Raw genomic sequence first — 21217 nt, forward strand, 5'->3', positions numbered from 1 at the left:
ACATGAGGCAGTCTTTTTAATCCGTTTGAATTTGATAAGCCTTGAGCTTGCGGTAAAGAGAACTTCGTTCAATGCCTATGGCTTTGGCGAGTTGTGAGATGTTGCCATCAAACTCCTTGAGTTTTGTTTCAAGGAAGCGTGCTTCGAAGTCTGCCCGTGCCTGCTTGAGGTCCGTGGAACCACCTGCAATCATGTCATCTATTGGTGCGGCTTCACTCGGTTTGGTCTCAGTGGCTATTGGGTTGTCCTTGGTGTACTCGGGTGGCAACCGGTCTGTTGTGACAGTGTCTCCTGCATGCATGATGAACATGCGTTCCACAAAGTTTTTGAGTTCGCGAACATTACCTGGCCAACGATAACGTTTCAAGGTGTCGATGGCGGCAGGGGCGAAGGTTATGGGCTTGAAGCCATGCTGTTTGACGAGAATGTCGATGAAATCGTTGATGAGTAACGGAATATCCTCGACCCGGTCCCGTAAGGGCGGCAACTCTAACGGGAAGACTTTGAGTCGATAGTAGAGATCTTCACGGAAATTTCCCGCTTTAATCTCCTTGGCAAGGTCTTTGTTTGTGGCTGCAATCACTCGTACATCAACGGTTATTGTCTTTCGTCCACCGACGTGTTCGAATTGTTGTTCCTGAAGAATGCGTAAGATTTTGGCCTGTGTTTTAAGACTCATATCGCCGATTTCATCGAGAAAAAGAATGGAACCATTAGCGAGTTCGAATTTGCCTTCCTGAGCTTTGTCCGCACCAGTGAATGCTCCTTTTTCGTGTCCGAATAATTCGGATTCAATGAGTTCTTCAGGGATTGCGGCGCAGTTGACTGCGACCAGCGGTCGGTCAGCTCGGCCGGACTGATTGTGGATAGAGCGTGCCACAATCTCTTTGCCTGTTCCATTTTCTCCTGTGATAAGCACCCATGAGTCGGTGGGAGCGACCCTTCCAATGACCTGGTTGAGCGTGTCAATGGCTTCTGATTTTCCGGTGAGGCTGACGGGTTGCTCAGAGGATATGCGGGTCTTGAGTGCGATGTTTTCCTGACGCAGGCGTGAAAATTCTAGGCCGTTGCGAGAAGAAACAACGACTTTTTCGAGGGAAAGAGGTTTTTCGATGAAATCGAAGGCGCCTTTTTTCAAGGCTTGGACTGCGGTTTCAATAGTGCCATGTCCAGAAATCATTATAACAGGCAAGCCTTCATAATCTCTGGAAATGGTATCGAGAACTTCGAGTCCGTCCATACCGGGCAACCAAATATCAAGAAAAATGAGATCCGGGATGTCTGTACCAAGAATTTCAAGACCTTGTTCGCCGGTTTCGGCTTCGGAAACTTTAAGTCCTTCATCCTCAAGAATTCCGCGTAGGGAGAGGCGGATACCCTCTTCGTCATCGATAATCAGTATTTTTTCACCCATTGGTATTTCCTTGCGTAGTGTCGTGACAAAATAGAGTACGAACCTCGTCATCTTATAGATGACAGTGGCCTATGATTCAAGTCGGTGTGTGTTTTTTAGAAATCCCAGTGTTTTTTACGCAATAGGGAGTATGACCGCATTCCGTGAACCATTTCTGCCAGTGGGGAGTTTGCGGCATTGACGAACCAGCGCAGAGTGCGAGGCCCGAAGAGTTTGACGGATCGAAATAAGAGCCAACGTAACCGGTCAGCTCCTTTGAGTTCCGGTATGATTTGTTGATGAAGCCGTTGTGTATAGAGCGGTATAGGATCTGTATTCGTGGCAAGACCGTGGGCGACGGATTCGCCTGCGTACATGCCGGAACAGAGCGCAAAGAAAATGCCTTCGCCGAATAACGGTTCAACCAAACCTCCGGCATCCCCAGCCAGAAGCGTCACTCCGTGAGTTGGCGTTTCAAGGTAGTTTCCATATGGCAAAGGGTGTCCTTGAAAGTCTGAACTATTCTGGCTTTTTATATCAAGAAAATTTAGAAAATTTTTAAACAGACTGGAAAAGTTGGCGTTCTTATGTTTGAGGCCGCAAATGCCCACAATAATTTTGTCGCGATTGGGAAAGACCCAACCATACCCGGCTTCCATGAATCCGATGTACAGTTCCGGGTCATCAATTGGTCGTGGGAACTGGTTTTTGTCGAGGTGGATTTCAATGGTGGGCGCCATGAATTTTCGCATTCGTTCACGATCAATATGAGGAAAAGAACGACGAACCACCGAGTTGGCGCCATCTGCTCCGATGATGAAACGTCCAGAGAAGGTGTCACCGGATGTGCAGGTAACGACTCCATGCATTGGGTCGGAAGATGTGATCTGCATGTTTTGAAAAATGTCAGCTCCGGCATTTTGGGCTTTATAGAGCAGGTGTTGGTCGAAAATCTTTCGGTCCACGAAGTGAAACGAGTAGGGCATGAGCCCCTTGGTCAGCAAGCCGGAAAAAGAATGGATGGCGTATCGGTCTGAGGTATGGTTGATGGCATCAATGTCGGCAAGGGAGTCCGGGGTTTCCCCAAATAGATGCTTGAGGAGTTTGACGGATTTCCATGTGAGTAAACCGCCACACAATTTTTTGCGTGGAAATTCGGCGCGGTCGAGGATGGCCACGCGGAATCCCTGTCGGGCGAGTGAAAAACCGGCGGCACTACCCGCAAGAGAGCCGCCGCAAATTATGGCATCGTATTTTTTTGTCATGAGAAACTACCGTGTTGGGGTGTCTTTACACTGTCTCATCAGTTTGGCTCAAATTCAAGTCGCTTTTCATGATGAACAGTGTTCTCCAAAGGTGACGAAGGCCCTCAATTCCTACATGGTGTTAATGAGTGATTTGACCTCTTTCCCCTGTTTTTTAAGGTCTAGATAGGCGCGTATATCTTTGTCTAGCTTGACAAGAACGCCATTTGTCAATTCTTTCCGCTGTACGCGGCGAACCGGTGTGGTGAAGGTGAATCCGTCGTGCATGGTTATTTGAACTTCAAAAAGGATCTGTGTCTTTGGTGTTATTTTTCTGTAGGAGTCCTGCGGGGAAGCTTTAAGTAATATTTTTTTTAAGATTTTTGTGTGTTTGTTGATATAGTTGACCAGGCGGGAGATTTCTTTGTCCGTTAAATCGTCTTTGCCAATGCTGCCGTTGAATTCGAGTCTTTTGCTGCCAGAATGAGTAAACATGGATTTGCCTTTATGGATAATATCCAAATTGAAGAAGATGAGCATAGACCCGACGGCAATGAGTATGAGCACGATATTTCTGACAATTTCTATGTTTTGGTTTTTTTTCTTCACGCTGATCCTATTCTCAATGGGTTGTGGAGTCATTCCTATACTATGAAATCAGAGGATGGCAAAGTTCAAGCTTCAGTCTTGATTTGCGCTGCCCTGCTTGACAAAAAAGAAGGGGAAAGCCTAATTGCACAGTTGAAATCAACCTTTCATTTCCCGACGTGACACTATGGAAAACAGTAAGATAGCGGCTCTTGTCGAATTGGGCATACTTTGTCGAGGTGAGGCTGTGTCCGTCCATGGAGATGGGACACTTGATTCGGGGCCGCATGAGTATAGTGCGCATAATCAGTTTTGCCGTTATGAGGTTCCGGTTTATCAGCGGCCTTTTGAAGATAACTCTCAAGCCGCTTATTCGCTCTATGAAGATGGATTGACCGTTGAAGCGGCTATGGCGCAGACTCGTCTGGTTATCATGCTCGGAGTCGGAGATTCCGTAGAAATGCGTTCTTGTTTGGCAAGTCCGAATACCATTTTGGTTTTGTTCGAACCTGATGATCGGGCTTTGATCAAATTTCTTGAATCAATTGGTTTGCCTCTGCTCAACAGGAAAAATCTATTTTGTTTTACCGGTGATCCCTATTCGTTTAATCCTGCGCTACAGGATCTGCTTCCTCCTGACATGTTTCGACAAGGGACCCCTGCATTTTTCATGACGGACAGGATTAGGACGGACTATGGGGCTTGGGCAGCACGGATTATTGAATATTTTGAGATTCTTCATTATCGACATGTGATTTATCCTCTGTCAGGCCAGTCGTTCATGTGGTCTCGGCCCATTCGGCCCATATACCGAGGACTCATGTATGACCAGCAACTCCACGCCTATGAAAACGTAGGTGATTGTTTGGAGTCTCCCCCCATTGGTCATTTGCACAATATAGCTTCCGGCTTGGAAGCCATTCTTGTGGCAGCAGGGCCGGACCTTTCTGAAAAATTTGATTTTATACGCCGCAATAAGAATCGGGCAGTCATCATTTGTGTGAACAACGCTATCAAGCCGTTGGTTGAAGCTGGTATTCATCCGCATTTCGTCATCATAAATGATACATCCGTGGAGTCAGGGCGGGTTTTTAAGCACATTCCTCCACTGCCGGAGACTGTTTTGGTGGGGCATTGCCTGTCTGATCTCGGTGGTGAGAAATTTAAGAAGAAGTTTCTCTTCGGGAGTTTTGTACCGGAAGTATTTGGTCAAAGAAAGATGTTGAAATTGCACGGGTCGGTTCTTTCGACGGCCTTTAGCTTTGCCCGGCATCTCGGCTGTCGTCGATGTGCATTGGTTGGGGCGCAACTTGCGTCGACCAATCCATGGGGGCTGGGGTATGCGAAAGGAACAGTCAAAGAGGGCCTGACGCAGGAGAGCAAGCCGCTTATTAATCGTCATCCGCAACTTTATCCCGTGACAACGGTTTTTGGTGAAGATTTGTATACCACGATGAATTTCAGAGATGCTGCATTGTGGCTTGCTGAGGCCATCCGATTGTCTGGCGTGGAGTGTGTTAATACTTCCAAAGCCAGTATTTTATATGGTCAGGGGATAGAATATGACCCTGATCCGGATATGGGCGGTGGTGACATTCAGCGTGTCATGGCAAGTTTATTCAAAGTCGAATCCCCATGCGTAGACCGGGATAACCTTCGTCGTTACCTACGTCATGAAATTGCCATGTGGACTTCCATTAAGGACGCAGCTTCGGCTGTTTTGGAAGATGATAGCCCTGCTTTTTTGGCCAAGGGTATGGCTATTCTTGTCCAATTGGACAAAAATAATGTTACCAACTTAGTGCATCGCTATGCCAATTTCAGGAATATTCTTTTTCATAAGAAAGTATTTTTGGGTGATGAAACCACCCGGCAGGAAGGCCTGAGATATTATTTCAAGAATGTGTGCGGAATGTCTAACGATTTTGTTCAGGCACTTAAGAGTGCGGTGCGGTTGGTTTAAAGTTTTCGTTTACATGCGAGTGGCATTCGCCAGCCTGTACCAAAGGAACGCGGTGTAAGCTTGATGCCGGGCGCGGCTTGCCTTCGTTTGAATTCAGCGAATCGCACTAGTTTGAGAATCTGGTCTACGGTTTCAGCTTCGTACCCAGCCCTTATTATTTCGTCCCGAGACTTGTGCTTTTCAACATGCAGGCCAAGGATCCCATCAAGGATGTCATAGTCTGGCAAGGAGTCCTGATCTTTTTGATCCGGGCGTAACTCTGCGGACGGTGGTTTGGTAATGATCGCTTCCGGGATATTGGGCGCAACGTTCTGGTTGTACCATTTGGCCAGTGCGAAGACTCCGGTCTTGTCCACGTCCGAGATGACAGCGTAGCCACCTGACATGTCGCCGTAGATGGTGCAGTACCCCACGGCCAGTTCAGATTTGTTCCCCGTGGTCAAGAGCATGGCGCCGAATTTGTTGGACAGGGCCATGAGCAGGTTGCCACGGATTCGGGATTGAATATTTTCCTCGGTGGTGTCTGGTTTGCACCCGGCAAATGGCTGAGAGAGCGTGGCCTCGAATTGGTCCATAATCGGCTGAATAGGGAGGGTTATGGTCTTGATGCCTGCGTTTTGTGCAAGTTTTAAGGAGTCGTCAATGCTGCCTTGACTTGAATAAGGAGAGGGCATGAGTACGCAGGTGACATTTTCTTTTCCCAGGGCTTCGGCCGCGACGACTGCCGTTACGGCGGAATCAATGCCACCGGATAGTCCTACTAATCCTTTGGAGAATTCACTTTTTTGTACATAGTCACGGGTGCCGATGACCAGTGCTCGCCATGTTTCGGATTCGCGTGAAAAATCGTCTTTAGCCACGACGTTGGCGGTTAAATCGTTGGTCTCCACTATCAAGACATTTTCCTTGAAGCCGGGAGCGCGGGCTATAAGTGATCCGTTTGCATCAAATGCACAGGATCGTCCGTCAAAGATTAGATCATCATTGCCGCCAGTCTGGTTGGCGTAGATGAGAGGCGTTGAATATTTTTGAGCCACTACGCCGAGCATGTCTTCGCGCAACTGTTGTTTTCCCAAAATCAGAGGGGAGGCGGACAGGTTGAGAATGATGTCGGGCGAGTGGTTTGCTGCATTTTCCAACGGATCGCGGGTGTAGGAACGTTGATCCCAGTAATCCTTGTCATTCCATGCGTCTTCGCAAATGGTTACGGCCAGAGTTTTATTATTAAATCGTAAAATATTGGCTTCGGGGTTCCCTGTGGGGGCTGGTTCGAAATAGCGCGCTTCGTCAAACACATCATAGGTGGGGAGCAGGGTTTTTCTGAAAATCTGCCGCACCTTGCCTTCTTTGCAGAACAGGGCGCAGTTATAAACAGGTTTGCCCATCCCTGAATCATTTCGCTCTACTGAGCCAAGTAACAGGGCTGGTCCATCTTTTAACGCCATGGCCACAGCTTTGGCCTCGGGGAGCACCCTGGATATGAAACCGTCATACAACAACAGGTCTCGCGGTGGGTATCCGGTCAACGCCATTTCTGAAGTCAGGCACAATTCGGCACCCTGACTGGCAGCGTGTTTGGCTGCTTCAATGATTTTGGCACTGTTGCCTGAAAGGTCTCCGACAATGGGATTGAGTTGCAGTACGCCGATTTTCATAGGGAGTTAGTTACGCGAAAGGATGCAGAGGAGCAACTTTGAAAGCGGTCCCCGTGTGGCTTATTTACCCTTTGAAAGCAGGAGAGTCGAGGCTGACGAGTTTTGTTTCGGTGTTAACTCAAAAGTGATTTTAGTGTTTATGGAGGTAAGAACGGGGATGACAGGCATGCTGGCATATGTCATTTTGCCCCATGACGTGGCCATTTATATTCCCCCACCCCGAACCTGAACCAGTAAGAACCCGCGTTTGGCCGGTATTCCTGCCTTTTGCTGGATGTCCGTATAGGTGTGTTTTTTGCGCCCAGGATAAACAGACCGGCCAGGATGAGGCTGATCTTGAGTCTATACTCCATACATTGGAAATGGATCTTGATGAGGCTTTGGCCTTGGGACGTGGGCCATATGAATTGGCCTATTTCGGAGGCACGTTCACGGCCTTGCCGTCGCCATGGCCCGAAGCTTTTCTCGGATTGGCCATGCGTTATCGTGAGCGGGGACTGATCACCCATGTGCGTTGCTCCACTCGGCCCGACTGTGTGGACGAACCTTCTTTGGCTTTGCTCCGCGCTCAAGGGCTTGACATGGTGGAACTCGGCATCCAGTCCTTTGATGATGAGGCCCTCAAGACCTCTGGTCGAGGTTACACAGGCGATGTTGCTCGTGCAGCCTGTGAAGCGGTCAAGGCGTCTGGTTTGGCCCTCGGAGTTCAGTTTCTTCCCGGGCTTCCCGGTGATCGACCCGGTATGTTCGCTTCAGACATGCGTATAGCTGCCGACTTGGAGCCGGAAACAGCACGTCTGTATCCCTGTTTGGTCATTAATGGCACGCCCATGGCTCGTATGTGGGAGCGCGGCGAGTATGAACCGTGGTCGTTGAAACGCGCCAAGGTAGAGCTTTCTGAGGTTTTGCCGGTGCTGTGGGAAAAGAATGTCCGTATAATACGACTTGGTCTTGCCCCGGAAGGCACACTGGAAGGAAATATATTGGCCGGGCCGTGGCATCCCGCCTTTGGGCAATCCGTGCGCGGAATGGCCTTGCTTAAAATACTTCGCGCCGAGATTGTTCGTTTTGGAAAGAAGCCGGTGTGCTTGGATGTTCCTCGTCGATATTCAGGCGAAATTTATGGACACGGCAGGGAACTTGCCCCGCGTTATTTTGAGTTGGGAGTGCCGGAGTCGTCTATCACTTTTGTGGATGGGGAGTGCTTTCAGCTTTCATAGTTTCTGCATTGGACGTTAGGAACGCCTGTGCCAGCGACGTATATTCTTTCCTTTACCCCGAGAGCAAAAGCGACTATTCCTTACTCTCAGTCCGTGCGCGGACATTTTACCGAACCATAGACCTCATGTAGGGGAGTAGGTGATACCGAATGGTTGAACTCGTTCGTGCGGCCAAAGCCGCGACTATGACCCCCGGTTCCGAGCCCATCAATGATGCGGGTCTTCTCGTGGACCAGGGAATCATCAAGGAAGTTGGCAGGTATAAAGACCTGTCCAAGTCTCATTCTGGTCCAGTCATGGACCTTGGCGATACCTTTCTCGTTCCGGGCCTGATCAATGCCCATTCCCATCTTGAACTGGCTCATTTGCGAGGCACATGCCCATCCGGTCAGGGATTTGTGACCTGGGTAGAGGATTTGCTCAAGCAGCCCATTTTTGATCTTGATCCCGTAGCACTTGAATCAGCCGGACAGGAACTTAAACGATCTGGCACTATTATGGTTGGAGATATCGCCACCCGTTTCGCCAAGGAAATGGCCGGAATGCTTGAAGCATCCGGTCTTTTTTTTGTGGTCTTTTGTGAAGCCATCGGCGAAACCGTCCCCCGGAAAACCTTTATTCCCTCCGGTGACTTTGAAGCCGGTTTGATTTCCGTGGCAGGGCATTCTCTTTACACCACCCATGTGGATGTACTTCGAGCCGCCAAGGCCGAGACGCTTGAGAAGGACATTCCTTTTTCTTTGCATTTGGCCGAGCACGACGAAGAAATTGCCATTATGGCCGGAACTGGAAGTATCTTTCTCGAAATGCTTCAGGCTCGAGGACGTTTGCTTGATTTTGAGCCACCCAAAAAGCGTCCTGTACAACAGGCTGCCGCACTCGGTTTGCTCGACGAAACAACGCTTGCCGTTCATTGTGTTAAAGTCTCGGACGAGGATATCGAAACCGTACGCCAGTCCGGTGCCACAGTCTGTCTTTGTCCTCGATCTAATGAGTTTATCGGTGTGGGGCGTGCGCCATGGGAAAAGTGGCTCGCTTCTGGGACGCCGCTCTGTCTTGGTACAGATTCACTCGCGTCTAACCATGACCTCGACCTGTGGAACGAGGCCGTGTATCTTAAGCAGAATTTTGACGGCGAGCTGTCACTGAATGACGTGCTTACCATGATGACCCGCAACCCGGCCCGAATCATGGGCGCAGAGCATATTCTCGGCACGCTGGAGCCCGGCAAGGTCGCCGCGTTCGCCAAGGTGCCGGAGAAAGTGGCGGAGTTGTTTTAGAGGTAGGATAGAAGCCGCCTGTGGCGGCGATGTCGGGTGATTTTGTCTCCGACGGGCAAGGGGCTATACCCCTTGCATCCCCATTGTCGCTTTGCGAGGTGGGTGAAAACGATTGAAAACGGTGTTCTGAAACGCTGTTAAAATATGATGATCTCAAGCCACGAATGTGGCTTGCTATAAAAAGTTTTGGAGATTCCCAAGACCCTTTTACAAAAAGGTTCTTGGGCCCCCGGAGGGCTCCCCGAGAGGGCTGCCTGAGGCATATTGGAGGCACACACGATATGAAATGGTTACACAAGGATTTGTTGGACGTATCCCAGTTGTCGAAATCGGAGGTCATGGCGATCTTTGAGACGGCTGGACGATTCCAGGAATTGCAGGAACGACCGGTAAAGAAAGTGCCGACCCTGAAAGGGCGGTCCGTGATTTTGTTTTTTGCCGAACCGAGTACCCGCACCAAAACCAGCTTTGACGTTGCTGGAAAGCGATTGTCCGCGGACACGTTTTCGCTGGCCAAGAGTTCATCCAGCCTGACCAAGGGCGAGTCGCTTAAGGATACGGCCCTGACACTGCAAGCCATGGCCCCAGACGCCATCGTTATCCGACATTGGTGCTCAGGCGCTGCCCGCTTTTTGGCTGATCGATTGGACTGTGCGGTTATCAATGCCGGTGATGGACGACATGCCCATCCTACTCAGGCCATTCTGGATAGTTTTACTTTGCATCAGGAATGGGGCGATGTCGCGGGCAAGACGATTCTTATTTTGGGAGATATTGCCCATAGCCGTGTGGCCCGCTCCAATGTCATCATGCTAAATAAGCTGGGCGCAAAAGTCCGGCTGTGCGCACCACGAACACTGATGCCTCCGGCAGTTAAATCCTGGCCGGTGGAAGTTTATTCCGATCTGACTGAAGCGGTCAAAAATGTTGATGCGGTCATGTGTCTGCGTTTGCAGCTTGAACGTCAGAAAGATGGCCTGCTGCCTGATTTGCGTGAATACGCCCGGACCTACGGATTGAATCAGAAGCATATCGATCTAGCCAATCAGGACGTGCGTATTCTGCACCCCGGTCCCATGAATAGGGGCATTGAGATCAGCTCGGATCTGGCCGATTGTGCCGATTCACTGGTGCTTGATCAGGTGTCGAGCGGTGTGGTCACGCGTATGGCCCTCCTCTTCCTTTATATGACCCGCAAGGGCGAAGAATAAGTTGGAGAAATAATGATGCCTAAAATAGAATTGATAATTCATAGGGCCACGTTCGACGGCAAGGAAGTGGATGTCTTTGTTGCCAAGGGTAAGATCGTTGAGATCAGGAAGTCCGTTGAATCTCTGGATGCAGGTGATGCGAAAGTGGAAGAGGCTTTTGGCCTGACACTGATGCCATCCATGACGGATGTGCATGTTCACCTTCGCGAGCCGGGATACGAATATAAAGAAGATGTTGAATCCGGGCTTCGGGCTGCTGCCTGGGGTGGATTTTCAAACATTATGTGCATGGCAAATACCAAGCCGGTGAACGACAATGAGTCCGTGACCGAGATGATGCTTGAAAAGGCGCGGAAATCCTGGCCCAAGGGTCCGCGTCTGTTTCCTATCGGCGCATTGACCAAGGGATTGTCCGGCAAGGAACTGGCTCCCATGGCCGAATTGGCCAAGGCCGGATGCGCGGCGTTTTCCAATGATGGCGTGCCGGTGAAGTCCACCAAGATTTTTCGTCGGGCCGTGGAATATGCCTCAGATTGGGACCGCGTGGTCATTGATCATTGCGAAGATCCATATATGGGTGTGGCCGCAGGCGTGAACGAAGGCGAAGTTTCCAGCCGTCTGGGATTGCCTGCCCAGCCTGATGTTGCCGAGGCCCTGCAAGTGGCGCGAGATATACTCATGGCTGAATATTTGGAGCTGCCCATTCATCTGGCGCATATTTCCTGCCGCAAGTCCGTTGATCTGATTCGTTTTGCCAAGGAACGTGGGGTCAGGATTACGGCGGAAACCGCGCCGCATTATCTGATTTTTACCGAGGATTATCTGGAAAACGAGGCCACCGAGTTCGACACCAATGCCAAGGTCAATCCGCCGTTGCGGACGCAGGACGATCAAGACGCCATTTTCGATGCTCTCAATGACGGCACCATCGATTGTCTTGCAACGGACCATGCGCCCCATGCTTCCTACGAGAAGGAAACCGAGTTTGATGTGGCTCCGTGTGGTATTACCGGGCTGGATACGGCCTTGAGCACGACATGGCAATTGGTGAAGGACGGCAAGTTGACCAAGGAAGCGTTTACGCGAGCCTGGACCACGGCCCCGTGTGGTATTTTCAAGCTGCCGGTAAATACTTTTCAACCGGACGACCCGGCGGATTTTTTCTTGTTTGATGAGGAAGAAGAATGGACAGTCTCCAACCAGACCCTATACTCCAAGGGTAAGAACACTCCGTTGCTTGGTACCACCCTGAAAGGGCGGGTAAAAACCCATTTCATTCGGGGCAAAAAGATTGTATAGCAATGGTTCTGGGGCGGTTGCCTTCAGACAAAAAAATGTGCTGTTCGGTATTGGATAAGACAACATAAGGACTACGCAAAGGCTGTTTCTGGAAGCATACGCTTGTGGACAGCCGGAGGAGCAATATGAGTCAGCCTTTCAAAGATGCTGTCGGCTTTTGTAAAACCATCATGCGCAACGGTTACGATGCGTATGTTATCAATGTTCGCCTCCAGGCCCTGACCCTGGATGAGACGGGCGACGAAAAAGAACTCGACATCTGCACTGAGGCCGGTCTTTCCGAGCTTCAAAAATATTTCCCCAATCTCGAAGAATCTCAGGATAAGGGCATTCTTGGTTATTTGATTGAAGGCGGCGTGAAGTATTACTTCTATCCCGCTGATGTCACCGAGGCTTCCTACACGGATGAGGCAGTGTCTGTTATGACACCTCGCCTGTTGAAGCGGTTGGAACAGCGCGGGGATATTCCCTTGTCCGCTGTCTGTCCGTTTATCCCCAAGGCCAAGGATATGTACGCCGATTTTGCGGACTTTTCCGAAGGTAAAATCCGTTTCAAGGGTGTCCCGGATCAGGCCCTCAAAAAGGATTACTCCTTGGCATATCGTGCTCTGCGATTTGCGGCCAATTTTGACAAGGAAATCGAGGCCAACTCCTGGATTGCCATTGTACGTAATGCTCGGCGAGTGCTTGACTATGTCCCCATGTCCGACTTTTTGGATGAATGGCGCAAGGTCGAGGCCGAAGCAATGTACAAGTTCTTTCGCCTGCTCTTTGATTCCATGCTCCTGCATGGCCTGATCCCGGAAGTTGCGGCTTTGTCCCGCGTCCATCAGATCAAGAATCCAGAAGAGGGTTCCGAAGAGACTGTGCTTGAGCACACCTTTGACGTGATGAAGGCGTATCCCGAAGAATTGCCTTATGATTGGTACGGCACCGTTGCGTGTCTGTTCCATGATGTGGGCAAGCTTTACACGGCTGAGTTCTACGAGGAAAAGTGGAATTTCCTCCAGCATCATCGTGTGGGGGCCAAGGTTTCCCGTAAGGTTCTCAAGCGTTTGCGTTTTGAGGAACAGGATATCGACCTTGTGTGCGATTTGGTCCAGAATCACATGCGGCCTCATTTCATGCTTACAGATAAGGGCATCCGTCGTCTGCGTTCTTTGGATGAATACCCACGCATCATGGAAATGGTTAAAGCGGACATCAAGGCCCGTGGCGCTTCTTGGCGTGAATTCAATCACAACCTCAAGATGGCTGAGCGCGCCGATATCCCGGAAGACGAGATCGAGCCGTTTATGGACGGTAATCGGATCATGACGCTCACCGGTCTCAAACCCGGTCCAATCGTCGGCCAGATCCGTGACGAACTGCTTAAGGCACAGATTGCAGACGACGTTGTCACCGACGAGGACGCCGAAAAGTTTGTCATCGATTATGTCAAAAAGAATCAATGCAAAGGCACGACCTGCTAGCGCAAGCCACACAAATAAAAAAAGGGCCGCTCGGATTTCCGAGCGGCCCTTTTTTTATTTGTGTGGCTTGCGCAGACGGCTTGCGATAGCGGCGCATCTGCACATTTTTCTGGCTTCGTTTCATCCTCAACGTAGCTAGGCTACGCCTCCGGTGAAACTTCGCCCGAGAAAATGCACATCTGCACCACTCTCCCAAGCCTTTCGGCATCGGGGAAAGAGAGCCGTTGTTGGGGTGCGTTCGCACCCCAAGGTACTCCATGCACAGTGCTTTGCTGGTGCTTTTGAGGGAAAGAAAAAGGGGGCGCTTTAGGCCGGTGAAAATGAGTGCCTTCGCCGAAGGCGACACAAAAAGTTTAGGAAAAGGAAGGGATGGGGGGCTGGGGGAAGGGGAGGAAAGAACCTTTTTCAAAGGGTGTTCCCGCCCCTTCCCCCAGCCGTCGGAGATATTATTCCAATCCCATACCTGGATGATGTACTGCGTCTTCCATGGTTTCGCCGTGGCAGACGACGCAGGTTCCGTTGGCTCCAATGGCTTGAGCTTCATCCATGTATTGGAGCGGCATGACATTGTCGCGATCGGATGCCGGGTAGATGGCGTGCGGGCTGCCGTGACAGGCGCCGCAATGCATGGCATCCATCTCGTCGCGTCGAGCCGCATAGAGCGTGGCAGGGCCATCGGTCCAGGAGTTGAAAGCCGAGTCGGTTTCCGGTGGTTGGAAATCCACGTGACAGGTCAGACAATCCGGTTCGTTTAACCACGGGGTGCGTGGATTGATGGCGTCCTGATTGCCCAGAGTTTGTGGGATGATCAGACCGAGTAATCTGTCAGCGCCGGGAATGGACTGATCCTTTTCGGCCTTGAGTAAGGAGATCGCGTGATCTTCCATGGCTCCATGGCAGTCTGTGCAGACGAACCCTCCGAGATCGTGCTGTCCGCGCAGGGTGGATTCCGGGTGACATTTAAGACAGGAATCCTCGGCCTCGCGTCCGGCGAGATACACGGCGTGAATACCGTGAATGGCGGCGGACAGATTGAGCCGTTTGTCTTTGCCGTCCGTGTCCTGCATCGGGTCGTCATGACAGGAAGCACACTCGACTACTCCCTTGCGATTGGAGAGATCGGTGCGGTTCATGCGGTCATGCACAGCCAGAATGTTTTCGACCGTGGCGTTGGCAACACCTGAGTCTCCCTGTGCCCATTCGCCGCCGTGACAATTGCGGCATCCCATTTGGTTGGAAGTAGGTAGTGCGACTCGGGCAGTGGCCAGAATTTCCCCGGCGTCGTTGCGTGCTTCAAGGTTGATAACAGGCAATAGATTGTATGCGCCATTGGCCTGAGACTGAATGGCGAGTTTGGTTTCGAATCGTTCGAACTCTTCGTTGAGGGCTAGTGTGCCGGATAAGGACTTACCCTTGAAGCCGTTTTCCACCTGATAGGTAATAACGACGTCTTCAAGTACACGCTCGGGGCCGGGACCGCGCAGGACGAGTTGGGCGCGTAACGTGTTGGAAGGTGGCAGCAGGGTCCATTTGTCGCTTTGGGCATAGAAACCAGCACCGCGTGCGCACCATGCAGTCAGCACGTATTCTGAAGTATCCGAGCCAAAAGCCACAGGCTCGACCGATTTCAATTCCGGTAATTCTACCGGGTCCATAGGAGCTTTGTTGTTCAGTTCTTCGCTGATGTACCGGGCCAGAATCATGCGTTCGTCCGGGGTTCCGGCAAAAGGCGGCATGTATTTGTTGATCTTGCCCATGCCCGTGAGGAGAGCGTCCAACCCGTTGGTGTTGAATACGGCGGTGCGTTTGCGAATATCGTTCATGGGACCGCCGATTGAATGGCAGGCGGAACATTCGAGCTGATACAGGAATGCGCCGGCTTGTTTCCAGTTGTCTTCGGTGATGCCTTTTTTGAGTTCCGGCGGTGCCCATTTGGCAGAGGCAATGGCTCCGTTCTGGTTGATGATCGGCATATGCGCCTTGACGATGGACGTTGAATAGACCGTATCCCAGATAAGATACGGCTTGCGTCCGGCTTCGCGTACGAATTCAAAGGAACCGAAAAGTCCTTGTCCGGCCAGAAGAACGACCAGTGCCAGCGGGAAACTGATGAGTCGTGGGGCTCGGATGGCGAGCAACAGTCCTCCGATAAGTGTTGCCAGACTGAACATCCAGAACCATTGCATGAATACGGCGACACGGTGGGATTTGAATGCGACCATCTCATATTGACCGGCAGGCAGGGCGGCTATGTACCACCAGCCTGAGACGATGACGGCCAGTACACCAAGGGTCGTCCAGACTGAGCAGGAGCGCACCGCGAGCATGCGGGTGTCGTCGTCCTTGATGCGTGTAGCTGTGACGAATCCGAAAAGACCGGCACAAGCCGCACTGAAGAAAGTGCGGAAGACCAGTGAAGGCCAGAAAGTCGGGTTGAATAAACCATCCCAGAAGTCTTTGGTTTGCAACCAGTCTCCGGGCGTGAGCATGAAGCCGATGATGCCGTTGATGAGAAACAGGGAGAACCAACCGAAGATGAAATAGAGCCAGCCCACGATGACGTGGTCGCGGCGATTCATGGTGTTCCATGTATAGTAATAGATTATGAGCGCGACAATTTCGCCGAGAAAACAAACCCACTCGGCAGCCCAGCCAAAGACGAATTGGTGGATGAGAGTGATGGTCGCCTCAGGTGCAATGAGTGCGATGGTGAACCAGATGGCCACGCCGGATACCCCGCCGAAAGCCATGGTCAGAAGTAGGAAGAAACGGGTGTGTTTTTTGGCCCATTCAAGCAGGTGCATGTTGTTGGTACGGTATGCCGCCTGTTCGGTCAGGACGAGGAACAGTCCGCCACCGACAGCGAAATGGGCTACATAAACATGGATGGTCGCGATAAAGGCGATCCAGAAGCCGCCGGCCAGAGTTGTGAGTTGCCAGATGGGGTATTCCATGACTTAGCTCCTCCCCTGACGTGAATTGAAGTAGAGTTTGATCATGTAGGCCATGGCAGCGAGGCCTACGATCAGGAATCCGAGGAAAAGATAGAAGGAGCCGTAGCGACCAGTTACTGGTGTGGACTCGATGGAGAACCACGGCGCAATGTACAGGGTGCGCAACCAATGGCGGGTGCATACCATGAAGAAGACAGTGATGATCGCCCAGATGGTGGCTTTTTTCGGTTCTTTTTTGAAGCCTGCGATGAGCATGAATGCGGCGGCGATCAGTGAAGCGATTAACGTCCCGGTAGCCGGGATGTTCCGTCCCATGAATGCGAGAAGGATATCCTGAGGCAGTGCGGCCAGAAACCAGATGCCTACGGCCAGATTAACGAGAGTTGCACGGGTGAACCAGAGCATGCCGGTGTCGATCATATCGTCGTTGGTTCGGATCTGACCAAGCAGGGCTACGAACAGCCCGCCGATGGCGAGTGCTCCGGTCATGAAGTGCAGGAACCGGGGATAAATGACCGGATCTGACCAATTGAGAAAAGCTCCATCTGTATTGAAGTATTTCAGCCATGTTTCGGGCTGTAACATGATGGTCATGTTGTTGGAGAACATCCAGCCCACGTAGAGCAGGCCAAGAATGGACGCTGCGAAAAGTGCGGTGCGGACTGCGTTGCTCATGGATTCGTATTTGAATTTATAAATGTAGAATCCGTAGTAGGAGAACATCAAGGCCGCGATTACGGCGAGCCACCATCCCCCCATAATAACGGAGCTGACGTAATCGAAGTGTCCGTAATTGACTTGAAGGAAGAGGAGGGGAGCCACACCCATGTTGATGGTCAGAGCAAGCAAAGGCGGTAGTTTCATACCGACTTCTTTGATTATAACTCCTTGACCTCGTAGACTTTTTGTCAATCCTATGACCGCCGAACCAAGTAGGGCGTTCATGAAAAGCAGGTGAGCCGTGAGGGTGACGATGAGCAAGATATCAAACCATGCCCAATGGATGGGTACAGGTTCGGCCAGTGGAATGAGTGATGCGGGATTCACAGGAGTTCTCCTTCATATTTATCCAGACTGTGAACCGTATTGTATATGGTAATTATTGTTAGTGCACAACATCCTTTTTCTTTGGCCTCGGTCTGACACTAATGAAAAGTTTAATTATTATAGTGACAAAAGCTTTATATCCCGTGTAAAAGGGCTGTAAGTCTATTTTTTTGATATAGGAGGCGGTTATGAAAATAGGTTTTAAGATAACTTCGCTTGGCGCTGTTCTCATAGGTCTGACTGTAACGTGTATCCTTGGTATTTTGCTTTGGCAGAGTGGCAATATGCAGGAAACGTTGACGGAGAGTTTTGATAAGCAGGCTCGACACGAAGTGGAATTGGCCGTTGTCGATGCCGGTAACATGTTGGCGACCCAGCACGCCACTTTGGCGAAGCAATTGGAGAATGACATGCATGTCGTTCTCGATATTGTTCAACGAAATGGGGGCTTTCACCTGTTGGATGAAACGGTTGATTGGAAGGCTGTGAACCAGATTTCGAAAAATGCATCGACTGTTTCACTCGACAAGATGGCTCTTGGAACAGAATGGCTTGGGCAAAATGCTGATCCTAATGTCTCGACCCCCATGGTGGACGAGATTATGAAAATGACAGGAACCACCTGTACTGTTTTTCAGACCATGAATTCTCAAGGCGACCTGTTAAGGGTCGCGACTAATATCCTCAAGACAGACGGTAATCGTGCTGTTGGGACATTTGTCCCCAGCTCAAGCATCGTAGCTCAAACGGTGAAGTCCGGGCAGACTTTTCGGGGGACGGCTTTTGTGGTCAATGCGTGGTATCTGACGCAGTACAGGCCCATCAAGAATGCGTCCGGTACGGTGATCGGTTGTCTCTATGTCGGTATCTTGCAGGAGGGTGTGCAGGAATTGCGGCAGGGCATCAAGTCCGTTGTACTTGGTGAAACCGGGTATATGGCTGTTCTGGGAGGTTCGGGCAAAGGCGAGGGCGTGGTTAAAATGCATAAGGATAAGTCGCTTGAGGGACAGAATGTGCTTCAAACGACCGATGCAGAGGGAAATACTGTTTTTAAAGAATTGATCGAAGCCGCTCAGGCGAACGACGGAAAGCCTGTAACCAAAGCGGCCATGCTTGCCGATCGTGGGGGAGTTGAGCCTCGTGCCGTGCTTTTGAGTGCAACGTATTTCAAGCCTTGGAATTGGGTTATCGTAGGCACCGGGTATGTGGAAGAGTTCCTTGGCGGCAAGAGGGCTGCGGATGCGGCATTGGACAGTACGACGTGGTGGACCATACTGATAGGTGTGGTCATGCTTGTGATTGGCGTGTTGGTCTTTTTCTTCTTTGCCAACAAGATGAGCCGTTCCATTGGCAAGGCTGTATCGGTTATGTCTGAGATCAGTCAGGGGAATCTGGATGTTCCCGCGCTTGATGCGGATACGAGTCGATTCAGGGACGAACTGGATGAGCTGGGTGAATCGGTTAACGCCATGGGTGAGCGGCTTCGTGACATTGTGCATAATGTCCAATCCTCTGCGCAGAGTGTGACTCAGGGTAGCGCCGAATTGGCGAATACCTCGCAGTCGATTTCCGCAGGCGCATCCAATCAAGCTGCTTCTGTTGAAGAAGTCTCGGCTTCCATGGAAGAGATGACCTCCAATATTGAGCAGAATACAGAGAACGCTCAACAGACTGAAGGCATTGCGCGGCAGGCTGCGGGCGATGCTTCCAAGGGCGGTGAGTCGGTGAGTCGGACGGTGGATGCCATGCGTCAGATCGCCGACAAGATCGCGATTATTGAGGAAATAGCCCGTCAGACAAACCTGTTGGCATTGAACGCGGCTATCGAAGCTGCCCGCGCCGGTGAACATGGCAAGGGTTTTGCGGTTGTTGCCGCCGAAGTGCGTAAGTTGGCAGAACGAAGCGGTGTTGCTGCCGCCGAGATCAGTGAGCTTTCGGCCAGCAGTGTCGATATAGCAGAACAGGCCGGGAAGATGTTGGGCAAGATGGTTCCAGATATCACCCGGACTGCCGAACTTGTTTTGGAGATATCCACGGCTAGCCATGAGCAGACCACTGGTTCATCCCAAATCAAGAACGCCATTCTCGAATTGGACCGTGTGGTGCAGCAGAACTCGGCAGAGTCTGAAGAATTGGCTGCTTCGTCCGAAGAACTGGCTGGTCATGCCGCTCAGTTGCAGCAGGTTATCGGTTTCTTCCGGCTTCGTGCAGGAACGACTGCCCCGTCTGCATCGGTCAGCGTTAACCGTATCAATTCGCCCAAGCCGTTGCCTTCTGCTTCTCCCAAAACATCCCCGACTCCGTCCGGTATGAATCTGGATATGGGGGAAGATGACTCTGGGTTCGAGCGTTTTTAGTTGTGTAAGTAATACTTTGTCGAGGTCCGTGCTGCATTGTGTGGCGCGGGCCTTGTTTTTTGGGTAAAAAGAAGAGAAAGTCCCCTCCAAGGAGAACCATATGGGCAAGATACTGCTTTTCGATGCCGGGAATACCAACACCAAACTTTGTCTGGCCGATGATCAAGGGCTGGGCGAGAGTTATACCCTGCCAACACGTCCGGCCAATACCGATGATGATTGGGGACTCAAAATCGAGTCTATTTTGCTCCGTGAGGATGTGGACCCGGCAGACATTGAAGCCTGCGTTATTTCCAGCGTGGTGCCGCCGCTCGATCCGCTTATTTCCCGCATGGCGCGACGTTTTCTCAACTGTGAGGCGCTTTTTGCCGCCCGCGATTTGCCCATTGATATGGACAATGAATACGCTCGTCCAGAACAGGTGGGAGCGGATATATTGGTCGGGTGTTACTCAGCACGCATGACCTATGACGACAAGAATCTTATCGTTATCGATTTCGGCACAGCTACGACCTTGGCCTGTGTCCAAAACACCGCGTTCAAGGGTGGGCTGATCTGTCCCGGCGTCCTGTCATCTGCCGGAGCTTTAGCTGGAGGTACTGCAAAACTCCCTAAAGTGGATCTGACGGTGTCTGATGAGTCTATAACGTGGGGAAAAACCACAGAAGAGTGTCTCAATCAAGGTCTTGTTTTTGGTTTTGCGTCTATGGTTGATGGCCTTGTCGACAAGCTGTCAGTGCAATTGAAAGATCCTTTTGTGGTGGCAACAGGTGGCTTGGCTCGGACCATTGCACAGGTTTCCGATTCCATTGATGAACTGCGTCCCGATCTGGTCATGGAAGGATTGTGGATGGCATATTATAATCGGTAGCAGCGGTTTCATTTTGAAATTGGAGATATCATGTTCAAACACATCTCACTCATTCTACTGTTGCTTTTCCTTTTGATTGGTTGCGCGGAAAAGAAAGTTGGAACAACCTCTCTTGTTTCGGCGACACTTCCCTATTCCATATATCTTCCAAGTGACTGGAAAGCCATTCCAGACAGCAAGGTCCTGTCGTCAGATTTCAAAGCCTTTGCCACATTGGAGGATGGTGTTTTTGGAGGTGCATATACTGGAGCACCAACGGCAGATATCCGTCTTCCGCTGATGGGTTTTACACAACTGAATACCGGCAAGGTGTCAGTTTCCGAGTTCTATTTCGTGGCGGACGGGATAGACGGTTTGATGATGAAAATGTTTGGGGATGAGAATTTGAAAGCAGTAGTGAATGGGAAAAAATTTGATGAAAAGAGAAAATGTGTTTTGATGGATACGACAATTTTTTACGAAGGTGGCCTTTCTCTTGATATTGATTACGCCATGTTTTTTACTGAAAAGGGGATGTTGTTGGCTTTTGGTGCCGCTGCTCCTCAGGACAGGCAGACAAAAGACGTCTTTAAGCGCGCTTTTGCGAACTTGATTCTTTCGCCGGAACTTCAGTATCAATAGTCTCTCTCTGTGAAATAATAACTGCGTTCACCCAATGGGGCA

The 21217-nt window shown here is 50.8% G+C and carries 16 protein-coding genes; 10 read left to right on the forward strand and 6 right to left on the reverse strand.

The features are described from left to right. Window positions 1-16: 16 nt before the first annotated feature. The 3 genes from SYK_RS12470 to SYK_RS12480 all read right to left on the reverse strand — a co-directional run bounded on the left by SYK_RS12470 (window position 17) and on the right by SYK_RS12480 (window position 3132). The gene (locus SYK_RS12470) at window positions 17-1414 is read right to left on the reverse strand and encodes a sigma-54-dependent transcriptional regulator (RefSeq protein ID WP_281760597.1); all 1398 of its coding nucleotides are present in this window, start codon (window positions 1412-1414) and stop codon (window positions 17-19) included. A gap of 95 nt (window positions 1415-1509) precedes the next feature. After that, window positions 1510-2658: an NAD(P)/FAD-dependent oxidoreductase gene (locus SYK_RS12475; RefSeq protein WP_281760598.1), complete on the reverse strand. Its 1149-nt coding sequence runs from the start codon at window positions 2656-2658 to the stop codon at window positions 1510-1512. A 111-nt stretch (window positions 2659-2769) separates the two neighbouring features. Then, entirely contained in the window at window positions 2770-3132 is a 363-nt protein-coding gene (locus SYK_RS12480; protein ID WP_281760599.1) for a hypothetical protein, read from the reverse strand. Between SYK_RS12480 and SYK_RS12485 the strand changes: the two genes are divergently transcribed. Further along, complete coding sequence (locus SYK_RS12485; protein WP_281760600.1) at window positions 3121-3408, forward strand: hypothetical protein; 288 nt, start codon at window positions 3121-3123, stop codon at window positions 3406-3408. The two genes, SYK_RS12480 and SYK_RS12485, sit on opposite strands and share 12 nt — an antisense overlap. A gap of 4 nt (window positions 3409-3412) precedes the next feature. Next, a complete protein-coding gene (locus SYK_RS12490; protein WP_281760601.1) occupies window positions 3413-5188 on the forward strand; it encodes a 6-hydroxymethylpterin diphosphokinase MptE-like protein in 1776 nt (591 codons plus the stop codon). Here the strand turns inward: SYK_RS12490 and SYK_RS12495 are convergent. Continuing rightward, on the reverse strand, window positions 5185-6843 hold the full coding sequence (locus SYK_RS12495) for an NAD+ synthase (protein WP_281760602.1): 1659 nt from the start codon (window positions 6841-6843) through the stop codon (window positions 5185-5187). The two genes, SYK_RS12490 and SYK_RS12495, sit on opposite strands and share 4 nt — an antisense overlap. A gap of 191 nt (window positions 6844-7034) precedes the next feature. On the opposite strand from SYK_RS12495, the gene SYK_RS12500 reads away from it, so the two are divergent. The 5 genes from SYK_RS12500 to SYK_RS12520 all read left to right on the forward strand — a co-directional run bounded on the left by SYK_RS12500 (window position 7035) and on the right by SYK_RS12520 (window position 13325). Next, a complete protein-coding gene (locus SYK_RS12500) occupies window positions 7035-8063 on the forward strand; it encodes an elongator complex protein 3 (protein ID WP_281760603.1) in 1029 nt (342 codons plus the stop codon). Between the two features lie 149 nt (window positions 8064-8212). Continuing rightward, window positions 8213-9343, forward strand: coding sequence for an amidohydrolase family protein (locus tag SYK_RS12505; RefSeq protein WP_281760604.1), 1131 nt, complete (start codon window positions 8213-8215; stop codon window positions 9341-9343). Between the two features lie 281 nt (window positions 9344-9624). Continuing rightward, the gene (locus tag SYK_RS12510) at window positions 9625-10554 is read left to right on the forward strand and encodes an aspartate carbamoyltransferase catalytic subunit (RefSeq protein WP_281760605.1); all 930 of its coding nucleotides are present in this window, start codon (window positions 9625-9627) and stop codon (window positions 10552-10554) included. A 15-nt stretch (window positions 10555-10569) separates the two neighbouring features. After that, a complete protein-coding gene (locus tag SYK_RS12515; RefSeq protein WP_281760606.1) occupies window positions 10570-11853 on the forward strand; it encodes a dihydroorotase in 1284 nt (427 codons plus the stop codon). Between the two features lie 125 nt (window positions 11854-11978). Beyond that, entirely contained in the window at window positions 11979-13325 is a 1347-nt protein-coding gene (locus SYK_RS12520) for an HD domain-containing protein (protein WP_281760607.1), read from the forward strand. Between the two features lie 446 nt (window positions 13326-13771). On the opposite strand, the gene SYK_RS12525 is transcribed toward SYK_RS12520, so the two are convergent. Together SYK_RS12525 and SYK_RS12530 are read right to left on the reverse strand one after the other, a co-directional pair. Beyond that, a complete protein-coding gene (locus SYK_RS12525; RefSeq protein WP_281760608.1) occupies window positions 13772-16279 on the reverse strand; it encodes a multiheme c-type cytochrome in 2508 nt (835 codons plus the stop codon). Window positions 16280-16282: 3 nt separating this feature from the next. Beyond that, window positions 16283-17326, reverse strand: a complete 1044-nt coding sequence (locus tag SYK_RS12530) for a hypothetical protein (RefSeq protein ID WP_281760609.1) — start codon at window positions 17324-17326, stop codon at window positions 16283-16285. 188 nt (window positions 17327-17514) lie between these two features. Here SYK_RS12530 and SYK_RS12535 point away from each other — a divergent pair, with 188 nt between their 5' ends. From SYK_RS12535 to SYK_RS12545, 3 genes are all read left to right on the forward strand, one after another. After that, complete coding sequence (locus SYK_RS12535; protein WP_281760610.1) at window positions 17515-19683, forward strand: methyl-accepting chemotaxis protein; 2169 nt, start codon at window positions 17515-17517, stop codon at window positions 19681-19683. Window positions 19684-19783: 100 nt separating this feature from the next. Then, window positions 19784-20554: a type III pantothenate kinase gene (locus SYK_RS12540; protein ID WP_281760611.1), complete on the forward strand. Its 771-nt coding sequence runs from the start codon at window positions 19784-19786 to the stop codon at window positions 20552-20554. A 30-nt stretch (window positions 20555-20584) separates the two neighbouring features. Continuing rightward, window positions 20585-21175 (forward strand): hypothetical protein, encoded by a 591-nt coding sequence (locus tag SYK_RS12545; RefSeq protein WP_281760612.1) that lies wholly within the window; start codon window positions 20585-20587, stop codon window positions 21173-21175. The last annotated feature ends 42 nt before the right edge of the window (window positions 21176-21217 follow it).

The sequence above is a fragment of the Pseudodesulfovibrio nedwellii genome (assembly GCF_027923765.1).
In the GTDB taxonomy this organism is placed as follows: Bacteria; Desulfobacterota; Desulfovibrionia; order Desulfovibrionales; family Desulfovibrionaceae; genus Pseudodesulfovibrio; species Pseudodesulfovibrio nedwellii.

Bases quoted from the DNA above. Each gene is read 5' to 3' on its own strand.
- SYK_RS12470 (WP_281760597.1), bottom strand. From the start codon at position 1,414: ATGGGTGAAAAAATACTGATTATCGATGACGAAGAGGGTATCCGCCTC.
- SYK_RS12475 (WP_281760598.1), bottom strand. From the start codon at position 2,658: ATGACAAAAAAATACGATGCCATAATTTGCGGCGGCTCTCTTGCGGGT.
- SYK_RS12485 (WP_281760600.1), top strand. From the start codon at position 3,121: ATGAGTAAACATGGATTTGCCTTTATGGATAATATCCAAATTGAAGAA.
- SYK_RS12480 (WP_281760599.1), bottom strand. From the start codon at position 3,132: ATGTTTACTCATTCTGGCAGCAAAAGACTCGAATTCAACGGCAGCATT.
- SYK_RS12490 (WP_281760601.1), top strand. From the start codon at position 3,413: ATGGAAAACAGTAAGATAGCGGCTCTTGTCGAATTGGGCATACTTTGT.
- SYK_RS12495 (WP_281760602.1), bottom strand. From the start codon at position 6,843: ATGAAAATCGGCGTACTGCAACTCAATCCCATTGTCGGAGACCTTTCA.
- SYK_RS12500 (WP_281760603.1), top strand. From the start codon at position 7,035: ATGACGTGGCCATTTATATTCCCCCACCCCGAACCTGAACCAGTAAGA.
- SYK_RS12505 (WP_281760604.1), top strand. From the start codon at position 8,213: ATGGTTGAACTCGTTCGTGCGGCCAAAGCCGCGACTATGACCCCCGGT.
- SYK_RS12510 (WP_281760605.1), top strand. From the start codon at position 9,625: ATGAAATGGTTACACAAGGATTTGTTGGACGTATCCCAGTTGTCGAAA.
- SYK_RS12515 (WP_281760606.1), top strand. From the start codon at position 10,570: ATGCCTAAAATAGAATTGATAATTCATAGGGCCACGTTCGACGGCAAG.
- SYK_RS12520 (WP_281760607.1), top strand. From the start codon at position 11,979: ATGAGTCAGCCTTTCAAAGATGCTGTCGGCTTTTGTAAAACCATCATG.
- SYK_RS12525 (WP_281760608.1), bottom strand. From the start codon at position 16,279: ATGGAATACCCCATCTGGCAACTCACAACTCTGGCCGGCGGCTTCTGG.
- SYK_RS12535 (WP_281760610.1), top strand. From the start codon at position 17,515: ATGAAAATAGGTTTTAAGATAACTTCGCTTGGCGCTGTTCTCATAGGT.
- SYK_RS12540 (WP_281760611.1), top strand. From the start codon at position 19,784: ATGGGCAAGATACTGCTTTTCGATGCCGGGAATACCAACACCAAACTT.
- SYK_RS12545 (WP_281760612.1), top strand. From the start codon at position 20,585: ATGTTCAAACACATCTCACTCATTCTACTGTTGCTTTTCCTTTTGATT.